This is a genomic window from Kitasatospora sp. NPDC051914 (assembly GCF_040680995.1).
GTDB lineage: Bacteria > Actinomycetota > Actinomycetes > Streptomycetales > Streptomycetaceae > Kitasatospora.
On record NZ_JBFAXX010000034.1, the window covers coordinates 75,599 to 91,815 of the forward strand.

The window sequence follows — 16,217 nt, forward strand, 5'->3', positions numbered from 1 at the left end:
GTGCTCCCGCAGCAGCGGACGATCAGAAGAACGTCCTCACCAGGTCGACCACCCGCGGGAGTTCGGCGTCGGCGTCGTCCAGGACGGGAATCAGCGTCCAGCGGTCGAAGGCCGTGCACGGGTGGGAGACACCCAGCCGGACGACGTCGCCGACGGCGACATCCGCGCCGCGCAGGTAGGCGTGCTGGTCGTTGAGGGCGCTCACGGTCGCCCCGGTCAGCGGCTTGCCGCCCCGCACCCGCTGCGGGGCGGGCAGGCCGAGGTCGACCGGCAGGTCGCGCTTGCCGGCGTCCAGCAGGGCGAGCCCCGGCTCCGGGGCGGACAGCACCCTCGCCCAGCCGTGCAGGGCGGCCCGCAGCGGCTCGCCCGCGCCGCGGCGGCCGAACGGCGAGATGCCCCGGTAGAAGCCGTCGTCATGGGCGAGGTAGGCGCCGGCCCGCACCACGACGCGGGTGCGGGCGTCGGCCAGCGGGGCGAGTTCCTCGGCGACGGTGTCGAAGAAGGCGCTGCCGCCGGCGGTCAGCCAGACCTCGTCCGCCTCGTCGAAGAGGCCCTCGCCGTCGAGCTGGCGGTGCAGTTCTGCCATCCCCCGCAGGTAGCCGGTGACGGCGGCCACCGAGGCCGGTGAGGCGTCCGGGCCGAGCGGGCCCTCGTAGCCGCTGACGCCGGCCAGTCGCAGGCCCGGCGCGGCACGGACGGCGCGGGCCACCTCGACGGCCTCGGGCAGGGTGCGGCAGCCCGTCCGCCCGCCGGGGGCGCCGAGTTCCACGCAGACGTCGACCGGGGCGGGGGCGCCGCGTAGCGCCTCGGACATCAGGGCGACCGCGCGGGTGGAGTCGACCCAGCTCGCGAAGCGGAGCTCCGGGTCGGCGGCGAGCTCGGCGGAGAGCCAGCGCAGGCCGGCCGGGTCGATCAGGGTGTTGGCGAGGTGGATGCGGCGCAGGCCGAAGGCCCGGCCGACCCGCAGCTGCGGCAGGTTGGCCAGGGTGATCGCCTCCGCGCCGGCGTCCAGGTGGCGCTGCCACAGGGCGGGGGCCATCGAGGTCTTGCCGTGCGGGGCGAGACCGACGCCGGCCTGCACGCACCAGGCGGCCATGGTGCGCAGGTTGTGGTCGAGGGCGGCGGCGTCCAGGGTGAGCAGCGGAGTGCCGAGGGCGTCGGCGGCGGGGCGGGTGGCGAGGTACTCGGCGACGGTCAGGCCCCAGGCCTCGGCGGGGATCGCCTTGAACCGGAAGTCCAGCCGCTCCTCGGCCAGTTCGGCCACCTTGGCCCGGTCGATCAGCTCCATCGCGCCTGCCGCCCTCTCACCGCGCCCGCAGCGTTCCGGGCGTCCGCCGAGCAGCCTATGCCGTCCCGGCAGCGCTACGGCGCCACCACGGGGCGCCACGGGACGGGGCTGGAGAGGATCATCGAGCTGGCGGGCTGGCCGTAGGCGGCGAGGCGGTCGATGAGCTGCTCGAAGGCGATCATGCCGGGCACGCCGACCAGCAGGGTGCAGCAGGCCCCGCCGGTGACCCGGTGCAGCTGGAAGACCTCGGGCCAGCGGGCGACCTCGGGGTCGCGGAGGACGCAGTGCGGGCCGTAGCACTGCATGGTGACCAGGGCCATCACGTTGAGGCCGGCCCGGGCGGGGTCGATGTGGGCGTGGTAGCCGGTGATCACTCCGTCGGCCTCGAGGCGGCGGACGCGTTCGGCGACGGCCGGGGCGGAGAGTTTCACCCGGCGGGAGAGCTCGTTGTAGGAGAGCCGGGCGTCGGCCTGGAGTTCGGCGAGCAGCAGACGGTCGACGGCGTCCATGGCGACTCCCGGGGTCGGGTTTGCGTTTGCAAAGCGTTTTGGATGAAAGACCTTGTGTTCGTGAAGCCGTGGCGGCGTTTCGCTGCCCGCCGCCCATTCAAGACGGAACGGATGCCGCCGCACAATGGTGGCCCCCACGATGGGAGTGGGAGGAACCGGGACACACCAGGAGGAATGCCATGGGCGGGGACACCGTCGACCGGCCGAATCTCGCCTTCGCGCCGCAGGGGGAGCCCGGCAACGGCACCCCGTACGCGCGCTACGTCATGCTGGACGTGCTGCACAGCCTGCAGCAGCCGCGCAGCAAGGTGCCGGCCGAGTACACGTTCATCGTCACCACCCAGGTGATGGAGCTGCTCTTCGACCTGCTGCAGCGCGAGTGGGTCGCCGCCCAGCACGCGCTGCGCGAGAACGACCTCGGCGGTGCGCTCGCCGCCCTGCGCCGCGGCACCCACGTGCAGGACGTGCTGGTGAGCTCCTGGGACCTGCTGGCCACCATGACGCCCGCCGAGTTCAACTCCTTCCGCGAGGTGCTGGGCGAGGCCTCCGGCTTCCAGTCCTCGGCCTTCCTGCGCCTGGAGTTCCTGCTCGGCAACAAGGCCGGCTCGCTGCTGCGGATGTACGAGGACTCCCCCGCCGTGCACGCCGAGCTCACCGAGGCCCTGAACGGCCCCAGCCTGTACGACGACGCGCTGGCCCTGCTCGCCCGCCGCGGCGTGGAGGTGCCGCACGAGCCGAGCGCCGGCCGGCACCGGCACAGCGCCGAGGTGGAGCAGGCCTGGCGCCGGGTGTACACCGACCCGGAGCTGGCCGAGCTGGCCCGCCTCGGCGAGGCGCTGCTGGACACCGCCGAGCGGGTCACCCGCTGGCGCCAGCGCCACCTCTCCTCGGTCAAGCGCACCATGGGCGCCAAGCCCGGCACCGGCGGCTCCAGCGGCCTCAGCTGGCTCAAGCAGTCCGCCGACCAGGACATCTTCCCCGAGCTGTGGACCGTGAGGAACGAACTGTGACCACCCGCGAGGAGTGCGCGGCCCTCGACGCCGCCGATCCGCTGGCCGCACTGCGCGGCGAATTCGCCCTGCCCGAGGGCGTGCTGTACCTGGACGGCAACTCGCTGGGCGCGCTGCCGAAGGGCACCGCCGCCCGGGTCGCCGGCATGGTCGAGCGCGAGTGGGGCCAGGGCCTGATCCGCAGCTGGAACGACGCCGGCTGGTTCGGGATGCCGCACCGGCTCGGCGAGCGGCTCTCGCCCATGCTGGGCGCGGCCGCCGGACAGGTCGTGGTCTGCGACTCCACCTCGGTCAACCTCTTCAAGGTGCTGGGTGCGGCGATGCGGCTGCGGCCCGGCCGGAGGACGCTGCTCGCCGAGCACGCGGCCTTCCCGACCGACCTGTACATCACCGAGGGCGTCACCGGCCTCTTCGACGGCGCCCGTACCGTGCTGCTGCCGCGCGCCGCCGACCTCGGCGAACACCTCGGCGAGGACACCGCCGTGGTGGTGCTGTCGCACGTCGACTACCGCACCGGCGAGCTGCTCGACATGGCCGCGATCACCGAGCAGGTGCACGCAGCGGGAGCCCTGATGGTCTGGGACCTCTGCCACACCGCGGGCGCACTGCCGATCGAACTCGACGCCTGCGACGTGGACTTCGCGGTCGGCTGCGGCTACAAGTACCTCAACGGCGGCCCCGGCGCGCCCGCCTTCCTGTACGCCGCGCACCGCCACCAGGCCTCGGCCGCACAGCCGTTGAGCGGCTGGTTCGGCCACGCCCGGCCGTTCGCCTTCGAGCCCTCGTACGCGCCGACCGAGGGGATCGGGCGGTTCCTCACCGGCACCCCGCCGCTGCTCGGCATGGCCGGTCTCGACGCCGCCCTGGACGTCTGGGAGAAGGCCGACCTGGCGCAGGTGCGGGCCACCTCGCTGGCGCTCACCGACCTGTTCCTGGAGCTGGTCGAGCCGCTCGGCCTGGAGTCGGTGACCCCCCGGGAGCACGCCCTGCGCGGCAGCCACGTCTCGCTGCGGCACCCCGAGGGCTACGCGGTGATGCAGGCGCTGATCGCCCGCGGGGTGATCGGCGACTTCCGCGCCCCCGACCTGATGCGCTTCGGGTTCACCCCGCTCTACCTCTCCCGCACCGACGTCTTCGACGCGGTGCGGCACCTCGCCGAGGTGCTGGAGAGCGGCGAGTGGCGCGAGGAGCGGTTCAGCCGCCGGGGCGCGGTGACCTGAGGAAGGCGTTCTCCAGGCCGTCCCAGTTCAGCGGGCGGGCCGGCGGGATGCGGGTCTCGTGGGCGACCTGCACGATCCGGGTCGCCAGCCGGTGCACCACCAGTTCGTACAGCTCGCGCCGGCCCGGGTTCCGGGCCAGCGCGAGCAGCCCCTCGCCCTGGTACTCCGGGCCCAGGCTGCGGTGGTTGAAGCGCAGCTGGCGGGCGGCGGAGGGCTGCTCGGCGGACCCCACCGGCACCCAGATCACCGGGACGATCCCGCTCGCCTGCTGTGCCGAGCGCTCGGCCGAGCGGGCCGCCCGGCGGGCGAAGCCGTACCACTCCTTGCCGCAGCGATCGCTGGTGAAGTAGCGCGGCGAGTACAGCGGCACGAAGACCCGGCAGGTGGCCAGCGCCTCGGTGATCTGCCACCGCGACCAGCTGTCCAGCTCCGGGCTGCGGTCCAGGAATCCGGGCGGCACCGCGGCCGGCAGGTCGGTCAGCTGCAGCACCTCCTCGCAGAGGTCCTGGTAGAGCCGGTCGACGGCCCGGTCGCCGGGGCCGCCGGGGTGGCTGAGGAAGAAGTAGGGTCTGGGAGCCTCCGGTCCGGCCGGCTCCTTGCGGTGCGCGCCCGAGTGCGAGGGCGTGCGCGACTCGACCGGCTGGCCGTGGAGTTGGGCGTTGCGGGCGAGCACCAGCGGCCGGCCGTCTCGCGGCGGCCAGATCCGGGTGACCGGCGGCGCCGGCGGGGTGGACTGCAGGGCGATCTCCAGCAGGTGGTGGACGGTCAGCTGCGGGGCGCCGTCCGGATCGCCGGTGCGGATCGCGGCGGCCAGCCGGCCCGCCACCGAACGGTCCACCGGGTGGCGGAGGTTGACCACCTGGAAACTCCCCGGGTCGACCGCCACCGGGCCGCCCGCGGCGGGCTCCGGCGGCACGCTGCGCGCACCGTCCAGGATCAGCAGCCGGCGCGCGGCCCGGCCCGCGGCGACCGTCTCCACCACGGCCTGCCAGTCCAGCCCCGGCCGGTGCACCCCGCCCCAGCGGCCCGCACCGACCGCCACCCCGAGCTCGTCCCCGGGCCCGAGCGGCCCGCCGACGTGCACCACCAGAGTGTCCTCGGCCTCCTGCACGGCCTGCTGCAGCGCCCGCTGGAAGCCGTCCGGGTCGTCCTCGCCCAGCCAGATGTGCCGGCGGTCCAGGCCCACCAGCGCCGGATCCACCAACGCCTCGGCCAGCGCGGCGAGATCGCGCAGCGCGGTGTACTCCTGCTCCCCCAGCACCTCGCCCGGCGCACCGCGCGAGGTGGTCAGCAGCAGCACCGCCCGGGAGCGCTCCGGGTCGGGCAGCGCACCGGGCTCGGCGGGCGGCGCGGGCGCGGGCGCATCCTCCTCGGCCGGCCGCGGCGCGTCCTGCGGGTGCGGTCCGGGCAGCGGGCCCGCCAGTGTGAACACCGGCGCCCCGGTGACCCCGAGCAGCCGCGCGGCCTCCGGGCTGACCAGCGCGAACGGCCGCGAGTCCAGCAGCGTCACGGTGCCGTCCCGGGCGGACTCCACCCAGGCCGGGAAGGTCGCCGCGCCGACCCGCCCCGGATCGCCTATCCGCCCGCCGACCCGGATCAGCAGCTCCAGCGCGTGCTGCGCGGTGGACCTCGGCAGGGTGTGCAGCAGCAGCTCCCGCACCCCCGGCCGGAACGCGAAGTAGCCCGGGCGGCCCGCGTGTTCCTGCAGCAGGCCGCTCACCACGACCTCCGCCAGGTGCTGCGGCTGCGGCCGGGCCAGCCCGACCTGCTGGAGCAACCGCATCACCGGCAGCGCGGGCGTGGTCAGCGCGGTCATCCCGGCCAGCGTGAACGCTTCCCGGGAGGCCGTGGCGCGGAACCGCACCACCAGCTCCTCCGCGGTCAGCTCCTCCGGATCGGGCCCGGCCTCGGTCGGGCGCCCGGCCCCGTTCGGCGCCGCGCCGAGCATCAGCGCCGCGCCGACCACCTGCCCGCCGGTCGGACTGCCCACCAGCTGCGCCCAGTTGGCCAGCCACTCGGGGCCCGGCTCCAGCACCGGGACGGCCGGTGCGCCGCGGCCGGGCGGGGTGTCGGTGAACGGCACGAACCCGTACGCGGCGTCCGGGGCGCCCGCCTCCGTCGCGGTGAACACCCCGGGGACGGCGGGCACCGCGGCCAGCGGCCACAGGCGTTCCGGCAGCGGCTGGACGACCGCCACCGGCAGCCGTCGGGCCAGGCCGTGCAGGGTGCGGTGCCAGCGGTCGCCGGCCGGGCCGGAGCGCCACTGCGGGCCCATGCAGTCGCTGATCACCAGGACCGCGGAGCGGCCGTCGGCGATCCTGCGGTGGGCTAGCCGGCCGTCGGCGAGCAGCCGCCCGGAGGTGACCTGGCGGAAGGCGCCGGTCTGCTGGAAGAGCGTGCGCAACTCCCGGGCGAGCGGCCGCCAGAGGGTCATGGTGGGGCCGATGTCGAGCATCAGGTGCAGGTCGAGCCAGCGCTCGGTGCTGGGCCGCAGCACGGGCAGCCAGTGGACGGTCCCGGGTTCGCGCAGCGCCTCGGCGAGGCGGTCGGCGGTGGCCTGCTCGTCGAGCAGGCGGCGGCGCTCGTCCGGGACGAGCCGCTTCAGCGGGCGCAGGGCCCGCTGCAGCGGCAGCGGGCGGGCCAGCATCGGAGCGTCGGGGGTGGGTGCGGGGACGGCGGGCGCGGGCCGGCCGCCGCGGTCCGGGGCGGGCAGGTGGAGGGCGGTGCGCGGACCGGTGCCGTCCGGCCCCGGGGCGTGCTCGGTGCGGTGGCGCGGGCGGTGGCCGCCGGAGGTGCCCGTGGCGGGGCGGGCGGTGCGCGGGGCGGGCAGGCCCTCGGTGTCGGGGCCCGGGCCGCCCTCGGTGCCGCGGGCGGCCAGCCAGAGCAGTTCGGCGAGCTCGACGGGGGCCCGTGCGGCGAGGCCGAGTTCGGCGAGCAGGTCGGTCAGGCGGTCCAGGGCCGCCGGGTCAGAAGACATCGTCGTCCTGGCCGCGGCTCAGGTAGGGCATCACCTGGGCGGCGAGCGCGGCCCGGTCGGCGGCGTCGCCGAGTTCCGGCCGGGAGGTGAGGTAGATGGCGTTCAGCAGCTGGTCGGTGGCGAGTTCGCCCTCCTCCCGGCGGGACAGGAACACCTCCAGGATCTCGGTGACCAACTGCCGGTCCGACTCCGGGAGGTGGGAGTGGACGATGGACTCCAGCTCGGCACCCTCCGGCCGGCGCAGTTCCAGCACCACGCAGCGGCGCAGGAAGGCGGCAGGGAACTCCCGTTCGGCGTTGGAGGTGAGCACGGTGAACGGGAAGGCCCGGCAGCGGATGCGGCCGCCGTGCACGGGCGCCCGGCTGGTGCCGTCCGCGGTGAGGACGTTCGCCTCGGGCTGCTGGGGGGCGGCGCGGACGAGTTCGTCGATCTCGTACTGGCCCTCCTCCAGGATGTGCAGCAGGTCGTTGGGCAGGTCGAGGTCGCCCTTGTCGATCTCGTCGATGAGCAGCACCCGGGGCCGCCGGTAGGGCAGCAGGGCGGTGCCGAGCGGACCGAGCCGCAGGTGCTCGTCGAGGGAGGCGTCGGGGGTCTGCGGGCCGGAGCGGTTGGCTGCGTAGAGGCGGGAGAGCGGGTCGTACTGGTAGAGGCCGTCGCGCAGCGTGCTGCGGCTGGTGATGTTCCAGCGCAGCACCGGGCCGAGGCCGAGTTCGCGGGCGACCGCGTACGGCAGGCTGGACTTGCCGCCGCCGGGCGGTCCGGTGACCAGCAGCGGCCGGCGCAGGTAGAGCGCCGCGTTGACGAGTTCCACGGTCTCCGGGGTGGGCCGGAAGGTCGCGGCCCGGTGCCGGGCCGGGTCGGGCACCGGGTCGGCGGGACCGTCGGGCTGCGGCAGCACCGGCCCCCCGTCGAAGTCGCGCCAGGGCGGCGGGGCGGGCAGCTCGGCGATGCCGTCGTGCGGCTCGGTGACGCCCTGGTAGATGCGCTTCAGCGGCATTGCTCTCCTGCTCCTGCTCACTCGTCGGGGCCTTCGGCGGTCCGGGTCTCACTCGGGGCCCGCGGCGTGGGGCGGTGGTGCGGTCGGGACGACGCGGTAGGGACGGTGGGGGCCGGGCAGGACCGCCGGGTCCTCCCAGAGCAGCACCAGGCCGGCGGCCCAGTGCTGTGCGGGGTCGGCGGCCTCCTCCGCCTGGTGCCGCAACTCGCGTACCCGGCGGGGCAGATCGCCGGGTGCGACATCGGCCAGTTCCTCCGCCAGTCTGGCAAGGAATCGCTCGTTGCGGCAGGTCCGGGTGTGTGAGTGGTCGGCGGTGCAGGGACGTTGCGGCCACAGCACGGCGGGGACGCCGGCCCGCAGGGCGGCGGCCAGCAGCGGCTCGTACGGGGCGCCGCGGGGCGGGCCGGGGAAGGCCGGGAGCTCGACCCGCTCGGGCGGCCGCAGCCGGTGGTAGAGCCTTTTGCCGTCCGGGAGTTCGGTGCAGCGCAGCTGGTGCAGGCGGGTTCCGGGGGCGGTGCGCAGCGGGGCCCATTTGAGTTCGAGCTGTCGGCGGGCGGCCGGGTCGGCGCGGCGCTGGGCGTCGACCACGACGACGGCGTGGTCGGCGCCCAGCGGGCCGAAGTCGGTGCGCCGACGGGCCCAGTCGTGGACGGGCTCGGTGAGCCACTTGCGGGGCAGCGAGAAGATGACCAGTTCCGCGCCGTCCGGTTCGAGCCGGCCGAGTTCGTGGTCGATGCGGTCGCGGACGACGTTCTTGAGGCGCAGCCGCGGGACGGTGCGGGTGTCGGCGGCGCCGATCCGGCCGTCGCGGACGGCGGCGACGGCGACGTGGAACATGGCGGGCCCGGCGCCGCTGGGGCTGATCTCCACGAGGATCGGGCGCCAGCGTTCGCGTCTGGGCCCGGCGGCGGGGGCGGCGTCGCGGTGCCGGTCGAGCCAGTCGCGCAGGCCCTCGCGCAGCCCCTGGTCGGCGCTGGCCTCGGCGACGTGGTGGGCGAAGTGGACCACGGGGTGCGGCCCGTGGGGCGGCCGGGGGACCTCGGCGAGCAGGTACCAGCCGGCGTCCCAGAGGGTGGCGGGACGGCTGGGCGGATCGGGGCAGCCGAGCGGTCCGACGGCGGCGCGGTAGAGGTCCAGCGGGTCGGCGGGCGGCGGGCCGGCGCCGAGCAGCAGCCGGAGGCCGCGGACGGCATGGGCGGGCAGGGCGGCGCCGGTGAGCCCGTCGGCGAGCTGCGGGACGTACCGGGCGGCGGCCTCGGCGGGCAGCATCTGGCCGAGCCTCGCGGCGGGCCGGGTGCGGTCGTCGGGGCTGCGCGGCACACCGAGGGTGTCGAGGGCGGCGGTGACCAGGCCGGCGACCTCGCCGGTGGCGGCGATGACCACCGGGCCGCCGCTGAAGCCCGGGGAGAGCGGCATCCCGGTGCCCTCGTGCTCCAGTTGGACGAGTTCGCCGGCGATCCGGAAGCCGCCGCGGGTGAGCCTGATCTCGCTGCTGAGCCCGGTGTCGTGGCCGGCCGGGAAGCCGTAGGCCACCAGGGCGGGGGCGGGCGGCCCGGCCCACCGGTGCAACGGGGCGAACGGGGCGGGGGAGGCGGTCTGCGCGGGCACCGGCTCACTGAGTTCCAGGACGGCCACGTCGCCCGCGCCGCCCGGGAGTTCGGGCCAGGGGCCGCGCTGGGCGACGGTGGCGCCCAGCGGCGCCAGGTCGGGGTGGGCGACGAGCCTGACCTCGGCCTCGTCGACGCCGTGCACGACATGGGCGCAGGTGAGCACCTCGCGGTCGGAGATGAGGATGCCGGCACCGGTGATCGGCCCGGCGGGCCCGGAGGTGGTGATCCGGGCGAGCCAGCGGACGTCCTGCATCGGCACGTCCGGTCAGTGCCCGGCCCGTTCCGCTTCCGCACCGCCGCCGGGTGACCAGGAGAGCTTCACGGTGAGGTGGGCGTCGGCCGCGGTGCGGGCGATCAGTGCCCCGGCCTCGGCGGACAGCTTGACGCCGAACTCGATCTCCACCGCGTCCGGCCGCAGGCTGCCGTCGCGCAGGACGGTGAGGGCCGCCTCGGCGGCGGCACGGACCCCGCCCAGCGCGTGCTCGAAGGTCTCGGCGGCCCGGACGACCGCCTCACCGCCCCTCCCGACGGGCTGCATCCCGTACGCCGCCGGGGCCGGGGCGGTGCTCTCCACCCGGACCACCGCGCCGTCGGCCGTCAGGAACTCCACGTAGTGCGACATGGCCACTCCCCACCGTGTCAAGCCGTACTGTCAGCCGAATTCCTTGGCGATGGTCGCACAGCACGGGCCACTGCGCAGCGGTTCCGGCGGGGTTGACATCAGTAATCTTCAAGGAACATGACAATATGTCAGGTTGATCCACCCTCCGTTCCACCGGCCGGATAACGCCGGGCCGATGACTTGTCGACAAAGGCACTGGAGCGGTCCGCCGGGGGCACGGGGTTGCCCGATCTCCCGCGGCGGGACACGTTCTAGGGTGGAAGGCCGGGACCGATCAGGAGGGTGCGGGGATGGACGAGGCAGTCGGTGGGCCGCTGGTCGTGGTCGCGGAGAGCGCCGAGGTGCTGGCGCTGCCGGGCCTCGGCGAGCACCTGCTGTCCCCGGTCGAACGGGAGCGGGCCGCCGGCCTCCGCAGGGAGCGCAACCGGCTGGACTTCCTCGCGGCGCACCTGCTGGTACGGCTCTGCGCCGCGCACCTGCTCGGCGTCCCGGTGTCCGAGCCGGTGCTGGTGCAGCGCTGCCCCGACTGCGACCTGCCCGGGCACGGCGCGCCCGCGCTGGCCGGGCGGCCCGGCATCGGGCTGAGCCTGTCGCACACCGAGGGCGTGGTCGCCGCGGCGGCCGGGCCGGTGCCGGTGGGTGTCGACGTGGAGCAGCCGGGCACCGGCCGCGGCGACCTGGCCGACCTGCACGCGCGGGTGCTGGGTGCCGCGGAGTCGGCCGCGGTGGCCGCCCGTCCCGACCCGGCGGGGGCGTTCCTCCGGCAGTGGGTGCGCAAGGAGGCCATGATCAAGATCGGCCGGGTGTCGCTGGACACCCTGGCCGAGGTCGACCTGTCCGCGTTGCCGCTGGACGCCGCCGGCCCGGGGCCCGCCCGGCACCGCCACGAGGACCTGCACCTGCTCGACTGGACGGAGCCGCGCAGCGGGGCACTGCTCGCGGCGGTCAGCACCCGGCCCGTCCGGCTGGTGCCGCTGGCGGAGACGGCCGGGGCCGTACTTCCGGTGTGAGGGACCGGGCCCGGGCCGCCGCCGTAAGGGGTGTTAGCGTCGGCGACGGCCGCGCCGGACGCACCCGCGCGTGCCCGCCCTCCTCTCCCCCGCCGCCGCGAAGGATGTCTCCCCCATGGCCAAGTTCCTGCTGAGCCTGCACGTGCTGGCCTCGGTGCTGTTCATCGGCCCGGTCGCGGTCGCCGTCAGCATGTTCCCGCGGCGTGCGGCCGCGGCCCTGGGCTCCGGGGCGGACCAGCCGGGCGCGGCCGCCTCGGTGCGCCTGCTGCACCGCATCACCCAGGTCTACGCGCTGCTCGGGATCGCCGTCCCGCTGCTGGGTGTCGGCGTGGCCCAGGTGATGGACGTCCTCGGGCAGAGCTGGCTGATCGCCTCGATCGTGCTGACGGCGCTCTCGGCCGGCTCGCTGCTGCTGTTCGTGGTGCCCGCCCAGCAGTCCGTGATCGACACCCTGGACGCGGAGGCCGGCACGCCCGCCGCCCACTCCCGCGGCGACGACCGGGAGCGGGCGGAGCGCGGCCTGAAGCTGCTGCCGATGACCGCGGGCGTGTTCAACCTGCTGTGGGCGGTGGTCGTGGTGCTGATGGTCATCCGACCGGGGTCGACGACGGGGGCCTGACCTCCACCCGTCCGGCACCCCTGATCTCCAGGCCTTCGAGCAGCGCCAGGGTCGCGGCGGCCACTGCCGCGACCGCCTGCTCGAAGGCCTCCCTGTTGTGGGCGGCCGGGGCGCGGAAGCCGGACACCTTCCGGACGTACTGCAGGGCCGCGGCGTGGACGTCGTCGGTGGTGACCTCCGGCGTCTCCGGCGGCCTGAGCGTCTTGATCGATCGGCACATACCCCCAGTCTGCCCCTCCGGGCACACCACGGGGGCAGCCATCACCGAATCGGCCGGCCCGGGGGCGCGCCCGGGTCCGAGCGTCAGCCGGCCGGGGCCATCAGGGTGCGGGTGAGCGGCGTACGGGCGAGCACCAGCACGCCCGCCACGATCAGCGCGACGCCGACGGTCTCCGGGATCAGCCAGAGGCCGGCGCGCAGCGTCTCCTCGTACAGCAGGACGCCCAGCAGCAGGCTGACCCCCGCGTCACCGAGGGTCAGTGCGGGCTGCGAGGCGACCAGCGGCCCGGACTGCAGGGCGTTCTCCAGCAGGTAGAGCGCACCGACCCCGGCGATCGCGAAGCCGTACGTCTGCCAGGCGGTGAGGAAGGCCACCAGGCCGTGCACGTCCAGCAGGTGGGTGGAGGACTTGATGAGGGCGGCGGTCAGCGCGTTGCCGACGGCCGCCGCACCCGCCAGGCAGGCGGCGCGGACCCCGCCGGGCGGGCGGCGCAGTGCCACCGTGCAGAGCACGGCGATCGCGGCGCCGCAGCCCGCGAGTGCCGGGATCCAGCGGGACATCGGGACGTGCATGGTGCCGGGGGTCGGGGCGGCCGCGCCGAGCGCGAGGCCGAGGCCGACCACCATGCAGGCGACGGCGGTCCAGGCCTGGCCGGGGAGGTTCCGGCGGGACATCAGGGCCGAGATCACCAGCGCGAACGGCAGCTCCAGGACGAAGATCGGCTGGACGACGGAGAGCGCGCCGCGGGCCAGCGCCACCGCCTGGAAGAGCGCGGCGGCGGTCACCGCGACGATGCCGGCCACCCAGACCGGGCGGTGCGCCAGGTCGAGCAGCAGGCCGAAGCGGAAGCCCTCGGAGCGCCGCACGGTCTGCGCGGCGCGGTGCTGCAGCACGGTGGCCAGCGCGTTGCTGAGGGCCCCGCACAGGGCGAACAGGACGGGGAGCAAGGCAGGCGGTTCCCTTCGCCGGATGCGCCCAGTCTCACCCGCCCCCGGCCCCGCCCGGCCGCACCGCGCCGCGGCTCAGCCCCCGGCCACCCCGAACAGCCGCGCCGCGTTGCCCCAGCACACCGCCCGCAGCCACCCCTCGCCCAGTCCCAGGCCCGTCAGCGCATCGAGCGCGTGTGCGTACCGGTACGGGATGTTCGGGTAGTCGGTGCCGAGCAGGATGCGGTCCTGCAGGTCGGCGAGGCGGGGCCGCAGGTCGGGCGGGAAGGGCGCCAGGCGTTCGGTGAAGTCGGTGAACGCCATGGTGGTGTCGAGGTGGACGTTCGGGTACCGGGCGGCCAGGTCGAGGAAGTCGGCGTACTCCGGGAGGCCCATGTGCGCCACGACCAGGTGCAGCCGCGGGTGGCGGGCGAGGACGGCCCCGATCGGCCCGGGCCCGGTGTGCTTGCCGGGGGCCGGGCCGGAGCCGCAGTGGGTGACGACGGGGATGCCGGCCTCGGCGAGCAGGCCCCAGACGCCGTCCAGCTGCGGGTCGGCGGGGTCGTAGGCGCCGACCTGCACATGGGCCTTGAACACCCGGGCGCCGCGGTCGACCGCGGCCGCGACGTACCCGGCGGCGCCGGGCTCGGGGTAGAAGGTGGCGGTGTGCAGGCAGTCGGGGGTGCGGGCGGCGAAGTCCGCGGCCCAGCCGTTGAGCCAGCCGGCCATGGCCGGCTTGTGCGGGTAGAGCATGGCGGTGAACGCCCGGACGCCGAACTCCCGCAGGGTGTCGATGCGTTGCTGTTCGGCGTGCCGGTAGGCGATCGGCCAGGGGCGCCCGGTGAGCGGCCCGGCCGCGTCGAAGTACGCCCACACCTTGTCGAGCACCTGCTCGGGCATGAAGTGGGTGTGCACGTCGATCAGGCCGGGCAGCCCCAACCGCGCCCAGAAGGAGCGGACTTCGGCGGCCTCGTTCACCGCCGGACGGCCCTCTCCAGGATGGCGGCGGTGTCGGTGCCGGTCGGCAGGGTGCCGAAGGCGGCGCCGTGGTCGCCGCCGAGCCGGGAGGCGCAGAAGGCGTCGGCGACGGCGGGATCGCCGTACCGGACGAGCAGCGAGCCCTGGAGGGCGAGGGCCATCGACTCGACGAGCCGGCGGGTGCGGTACTCCAGGTCGGTGAGGTCGCCGAGCTGCTTGCGCAGGGCGGCGGTCGCGGCGTCCAGGCGGCGGTCGGCGCCGGCTGCGGCGTCGAGTTCGGCGAGGAAGGCGTCGACGCTGGCGGGGCGGCGGGCCATGGCGCGCAGCGCGTCCAGGGCGGCGACGTTGCCGGAGCCCTCCCAGATGGAGACCAGCGGGGCCTCGCGGTAGAGCCGGGGCATGCCGGACTCCTCGACGTAGCCGTTGCCGCCCAGGCACTCCAGGGCCTCGGCGGCGTGCACCGGGCCGCGCTTGCAGACCCAGTACTTGGAGACGGCGAGGCCGAGGCGGCGCAGCATGGCCTCCTGCTCGTCGCCGGCGAGGGCGGCGTCGGTGGCGGCGGCGAGCCGCATGGCGACGGTGGTGGCGGCCTCGGACTCGACGACGAGGTCGGCGAGGACGTTGCGCATCAGCGGCTGGTCGACCAGGGCGGCGCCGAACGCCCGCCGGTGGGTGGCGTGGTGGAGGGCGCGGACGGTGCCGTAGCGCATGCCGGAGGCGGCGCCGACGGTGCAGTCGAGGCGGGTCATGTTGACCATCTCGATGATGGTGGGGACGCCGCGGCCCTCCTCGCCGACCAGCCAGCCGGTGGCGCCCTCGTACTCGATCTCGGCGGAGGCGTTGGACTTGTTGCCGAGCTTGTCCTTGAGCCGCTGGAGGCGGATCGGGTTGCGGCTGCCGTCGGGCAGCACCCGGGGCAGCAGGAAGCAGCTGAGGCCGCCGGGGGCCTGGGCCAGGGTGAGGAACACGTCCGACATGGGGGCGGAGGTGAACCACTTGTGGCCGGTGAGGCGGTAGGTGCCGTCGGCGTGCGGGACGGCGGTGGTGGTGTTGGCGCGGACGTCCGAGCCGCCCTGCTTCTCGGTCATCGACATGCCGGCGATCAGGCCGCGCTTGGTGAGCGGTTCGCGCAGGCCGAAGTCGTACTCCCGTGCGGCGAGCAGGGGTTCGTAGTTCTCGGCGAGGGCCGGGGTGGCGCGCAGGGCGGGCACCGCGGCGTAGGTCATGGAGATCGGGCAGGTGTGGCCGGCCTCGACCTGGCCCCAGACGTAGAACTTGGCGGCGCGGGCGGTGTGCGCGCCGGGCCGGTCGTCGGCCCAGGGGGCGGCGTGCAGCCCGTACCGGACCGCGGTGCCCATCAGCTCGTGCCAGTACGGGTGGAATTCGACCTCGTCGATGCGGTGGCCGTACCGGTCGTGGGTGCGCAGGACGGGCGGGTTCTCGTTGGCGAGCCGGCCCCAGGTGTCGGCCTGCTCGGAGCCGGCGAGGCGGCCGAGTTCGTGGAGTTCGTCCTCGGCCCAGCCGGCGCCGGCCCGCTGCAGGCCGTCGAGCAGCGCCGGGTCGGCGGCGACGTCGTGGCCGTACGGGTCGGGGACCTGGTTGGTGACCTCATGCGTCGGCATGCCGTCCTCCTGGGGCGGGGTCTGCGAGGGTGGTGTCCTGGGCGGATCGCTTCGGCGCGCCCTCGGGGGTGCCGAGGGCGCGCAGGGCGAAGGCGGTGAGGGCCGGGATGACGTCGTCGGGGGTGCTGCCGCCGGCGAGCGGGCCGACGAGCGCCTCGCCGATCGCGCCGACCAGTGCGGCGGCGGTCAGTTCCGGCTGCTGGGGCGGGAGTTCGCCCTCGGCGACGGCGTCGGCGATCTGCGCGGCGATGAGGTCGCGGAAGGCTCGGCGGAAGACCAGCCGTTCGGCGTCGACGACCGGGTCGGCCGGTTCGGCGAGCAGGGCGTAGGCCCGGCGCGGGGACTTGAGCGCGCGGGTGGCGAAGGTCTCGACGACGGCGGCGACCCGGCGCTGCGGGGTGTGCTCGCGGGCGACGGCCTCGGTGACGGCACCGACCTCGCCGGTGACGACCGTGCGGAACAGCTCGACGGCGAGGTCGGCCTTGCCGGCGAAGTGCCGGTACATCGAGCCGGTGGCCACGGCCGCGGCTTCGGTGGCGTCGGTGGGCACCGTGGCTTCGGTACGGCGCAGGTCGAGCACGATGAGGACGGCGGCGGCGACGCCCAGGT

General features: G+C 75.4%; 15 protein-coding genes. 4 read left to right on the top strand and 11 right to left on the bottom strand.

Features of this window, described 5'->3' with window-relative positions:
* Window positions 1-22: 22 nt before the first annotated feature.
* Window positions 23-1,288: an alanine racemase gene (locus AB0M03_RS22745; protein WP_363493644.1), complete on the bottom strand. Its 1,266-nt coding sequence runs from the start codon at window positions 1,286-1,288 to the stop codon at window positions 23-25.
* A gap of 74 nt (window positions 1,289-1,362) precedes the next feature.
* Window positions 1,363-1,797, bottom strand: a complete 435-nt coding sequence (locus tag AB0M03_RS22750) for an Lrp/AsnC family transcriptional regulator (protein ID WP_363493646.1) — start codon at window positions 1,795-1,797, stop codon at window positions 1,363-1,365.
* 179 nt (window positions 1,798-1,976) lie between these two features.
* Between AB0M03_RS22750 and AB0M03_RS22755 the strand changes: the two genes are divergently transcribed.
* On the top strand, window positions 1,977-2,807 hold the full coding sequence (locus tag AB0M03_RS22755; RefSeq protein WP_363493648.1) for a tryptophan 2,3-dioxygenase family protein: 831 nt from the start codon (window positions 1,977-1,979) through the stop codon (window positions 2,805-2,807).
* Complete coding sequence (kynU, locus tag AB0M03_RS22760; RefSeq protein WP_363493650.1) at window positions 2,804-4,027, top strand: kynureninase; 1,224 nt, start codon at window positions 2,804-2,806, stop codon at window positions 4,025-4,027. The genes AB0M03_RS22755 and kynU overlap by 4 nt, the downstream gene beginning before the upstream one ends.
* Here kynU and AB0M03_RS22765 read toward each other — a convergent pair.
* The 4 genes from AB0M03_RS22765 to AB0M03_RS22780 are packed head-to-tail and all read right to left on the bottom strand — an operon-like array spanning window position 4,002 to window position 10,233.
* Window positions 4,002-7,004: a TIR-like protein FxsC gene (locus AB0M03_RS22765; RefSeq protein ID WP_363493652.1), complete on the bottom strand. Its 3,003-nt coding sequence runs from the start codon at window positions 7,002-7,004 to the stop codon at window positions 4,002-4,004. The two genes, kynU and AB0M03_RS22765, sit on opposite strands and share 26 nt — an antisense overlap.
* The gene (locus AB0M03_RS22770; RefSeq protein WP_363493654.1) at window positions 6,994-8,001 is read right to left on the bottom strand and encodes a MoxR family ATPase; all 1,008 of its coding nucleotides are present in this window, start codon (window positions 7,999-8,001) and stop codon (window positions 6,994-6,996) included. Before AB0M03_RS22770 ends, AB0M03_RS22765 begins: the two co-directional genes overlap by 11 nt.
* Before the next feature lie 48 nt (window positions 8,002-8,049).
* Window positions 8,050-9,864, bottom strand: coding sequence for a trypsin-like peptidase domain-containing protein (locus tag AB0M03_RS22775; RefSeq protein ID WP_363493678.1), 1,815 nt, complete (start codon window positions 9,862-9,864; stop codon window positions 8,050-8,052).
* A gap of 12 nt (window positions 9,865-9,876) precedes the next feature.
* The gene (locus tag AB0M03_RS22780; protein WP_363493656.1) at window positions 9,877-10,233 is read right to left on the bottom strand and encodes a CU044_2847 family protein; all 357 of its coding nucleotides are present in this window, start codon (window positions 10,231-10,233) and stop codon (window positions 9,877-9,879) included.
* A gap of 290 nt (window positions 10,234-10,523) precedes the next feature.
* On the opposite strand from AB0M03_RS22780, the gene AB0M03_RS22785 reads away from it, so the two are divergent.
* Together AB0M03_RS22785 and AB0M03_RS22790 are read left to right on the top strand one after the other, a co-directional pair.
* Window positions 10,524-11,243 (top strand): 4'-phosphopantetheinyl transferase superfamily protein, encoded by a 720-nt coding sequence (locus AB0M03_RS22785; protein WP_363493658.1) that lies wholly within the window; start codon window positions 10,524-10,526, stop codon window positions 11,241-11,243.
* Window positions 11,244-11,358: 115 nt separating this feature from the next.
* Complete coding sequence (locus AB0M03_RS22790) at window positions 11,359-11,862, top strand: DUF2269 family protein (RefSeq protein WP_363493659.1); 504 nt, start codon at window positions 11,359-11,361, stop codon at window positions 11,860-11,862.
* Here AB0M03_RS22790 and AB0M03_RS22795 read toward each other — a convergent pair.
* From AB0M03_RS22795 to AB0M03_RS22815, 5 genes are all read right to left on the bottom strand, one after another.
* Window positions 11,831-12,082 (bottom strand): DUF2277 domain-containing protein, encoded by a 252-nt coding sequence (locus AB0M03_RS22795; RefSeq protein ID WP_363493661.1) that lies wholly within the window; start codon window positions 12,080-12,082, stop codon window positions 11,831-11,833. The genes AB0M03_RS22790 and AB0M03_RS22795 overlap by 32 nt on opposite strands.
* Before the next feature lie 83 nt (window positions 12,083-12,165).
* Window positions 12,166-13,029 carry a DMT family transporter gene (locus AB0M03_RS22800; RefSeq protein ID WP_363493663.1) on the bottom strand — a complete coding sequence of 288 codons (864 nt, stop codon included), beginning with the start codon at window positions 13,027-13,029 and terminating at the stop codon, window positions 12,166-12,168.
* A gap of 75 nt (window positions 13,030-13,104) precedes the next feature.
* Window positions 13,105-13,986 carry an amidohydrolase family protein gene (locus AB0M03_RS22805; protein WP_363493665.1) on the bottom strand — a complete coding sequence of 294 codons (882 nt, stop codon included), beginning with the start codon at window positions 13,984-13,986 and terminating at the stop codon, window positions 13,105-13,107.
* The gene (locus AB0M03_RS22810; protein WP_363493667.1) at window positions 13,983-15,608 is read right to left on the bottom strand and encodes an acyl-CoA dehydrogenase family protein; all 1,626 of its coding nucleotides are present in this window, start codon (window positions 15,606-15,608) and stop codon (window positions 13,983-13,985) included. Before AB0M03_RS22810 ends, AB0M03_RS22805 begins: the two co-directional genes overlap by 4 nt.
* Entirely contained in the window at window positions 15,595-16,215 is a 621-nt protein-coding gene (locus AB0M03_RS22815; RefSeq protein WP_363493668.1) for a TetR/AcrR family transcriptional regulator, read from the bottom strand. The genes AB0M03_RS22810 and AB0M03_RS22815 overlap by 14 nt, the downstream gene beginning before the upstream one ends.
* Window positions 16,216-16,217: the final 2 nt, after the last annotated feature.

Excerpts from the sequence above, each read along its gene's own strand:
- AB0M03_RS22775 (WP_363493678.1), bottom strand. The coding sequence starts at position 9,864 with ATGCAGGACGTCCGCTGGCTCGCCCGGATCACCACCTCCGGGCCCGCC.
- AB0M03_RS22765 (WP_363493652.1), bottom strand. The coding sequence starts at position 7,004 with ATGTCTTCTGACCCGGCGGCCCTGGACCGCCTGACCGACCTGCTCGCC.
- AB0M03_RS22785 (WP_363493658.1), top strand. The coding sequence starts at position 10,524 with ATGGACGAGGCAGTCGGTGGGCCGCTGGTCGTGGTCGCGGAGAGCGCC.
- AB0M03_RS22795 (WP_363493661.1), bottom strand. The coding sequence starts at position 12,082 with ATGTGCCGATCGATCAAGACGCTCAGGCCGCCGGAGACGCCGGAGGTC.
- AB0M03_RS22790 (WP_363493659.1), top strand. The coding sequence starts at position 11,359 with ATGGCCAAGTTCCTGCTGAGCCTGCACGTGCTGGCCTCGGTGCTGTTC.
- AB0M03_RS22780 (WP_363493656.1), bottom strand. The coding sequence starts at position 10,233 with ATGTCGCACTACGTGGAGTTCCTGACGGCCGACGGCGCGGTGGTCCGG.
- AB0M03_RS22755 (WP_363493648.1), top strand. The coding sequence starts at position 1,977 with ATGGGCGGGGACACCGTCGACCGGCCGAATCTCGCCTTCGCGCCGCAG.
- AB0M03_RS22745 (WP_363493644.1), bottom strand. The coding sequence starts at position 1,288 with ATGGAGCTGATCGACCGGGCCAAGGTGGCCGAACTGGCCGAGGAGCGG.
- AB0M03_RS22810 (WP_363493667.1), bottom strand. The coding sequence starts at position 15,608 with ATGCCGACGCATGAGGTCACCAACCAGGTCCCCGACCCGTACGGCCAC.
- AB0M03_RS22770 (WP_363493654.1), bottom strand. The coding sequence starts at position 8,001 with ATGCCGCTGAAGCGCATCTACCAGGGCGTCACCGAGCCGCACGACGGC.
- AB0M03_RS22750 (WP_363493646.1), bottom strand. The coding sequence starts at position 1,797 with ATGGACGCCGTCGACCGTCTGCTGCTCGCCGAACTCCAGGCCGACGCC.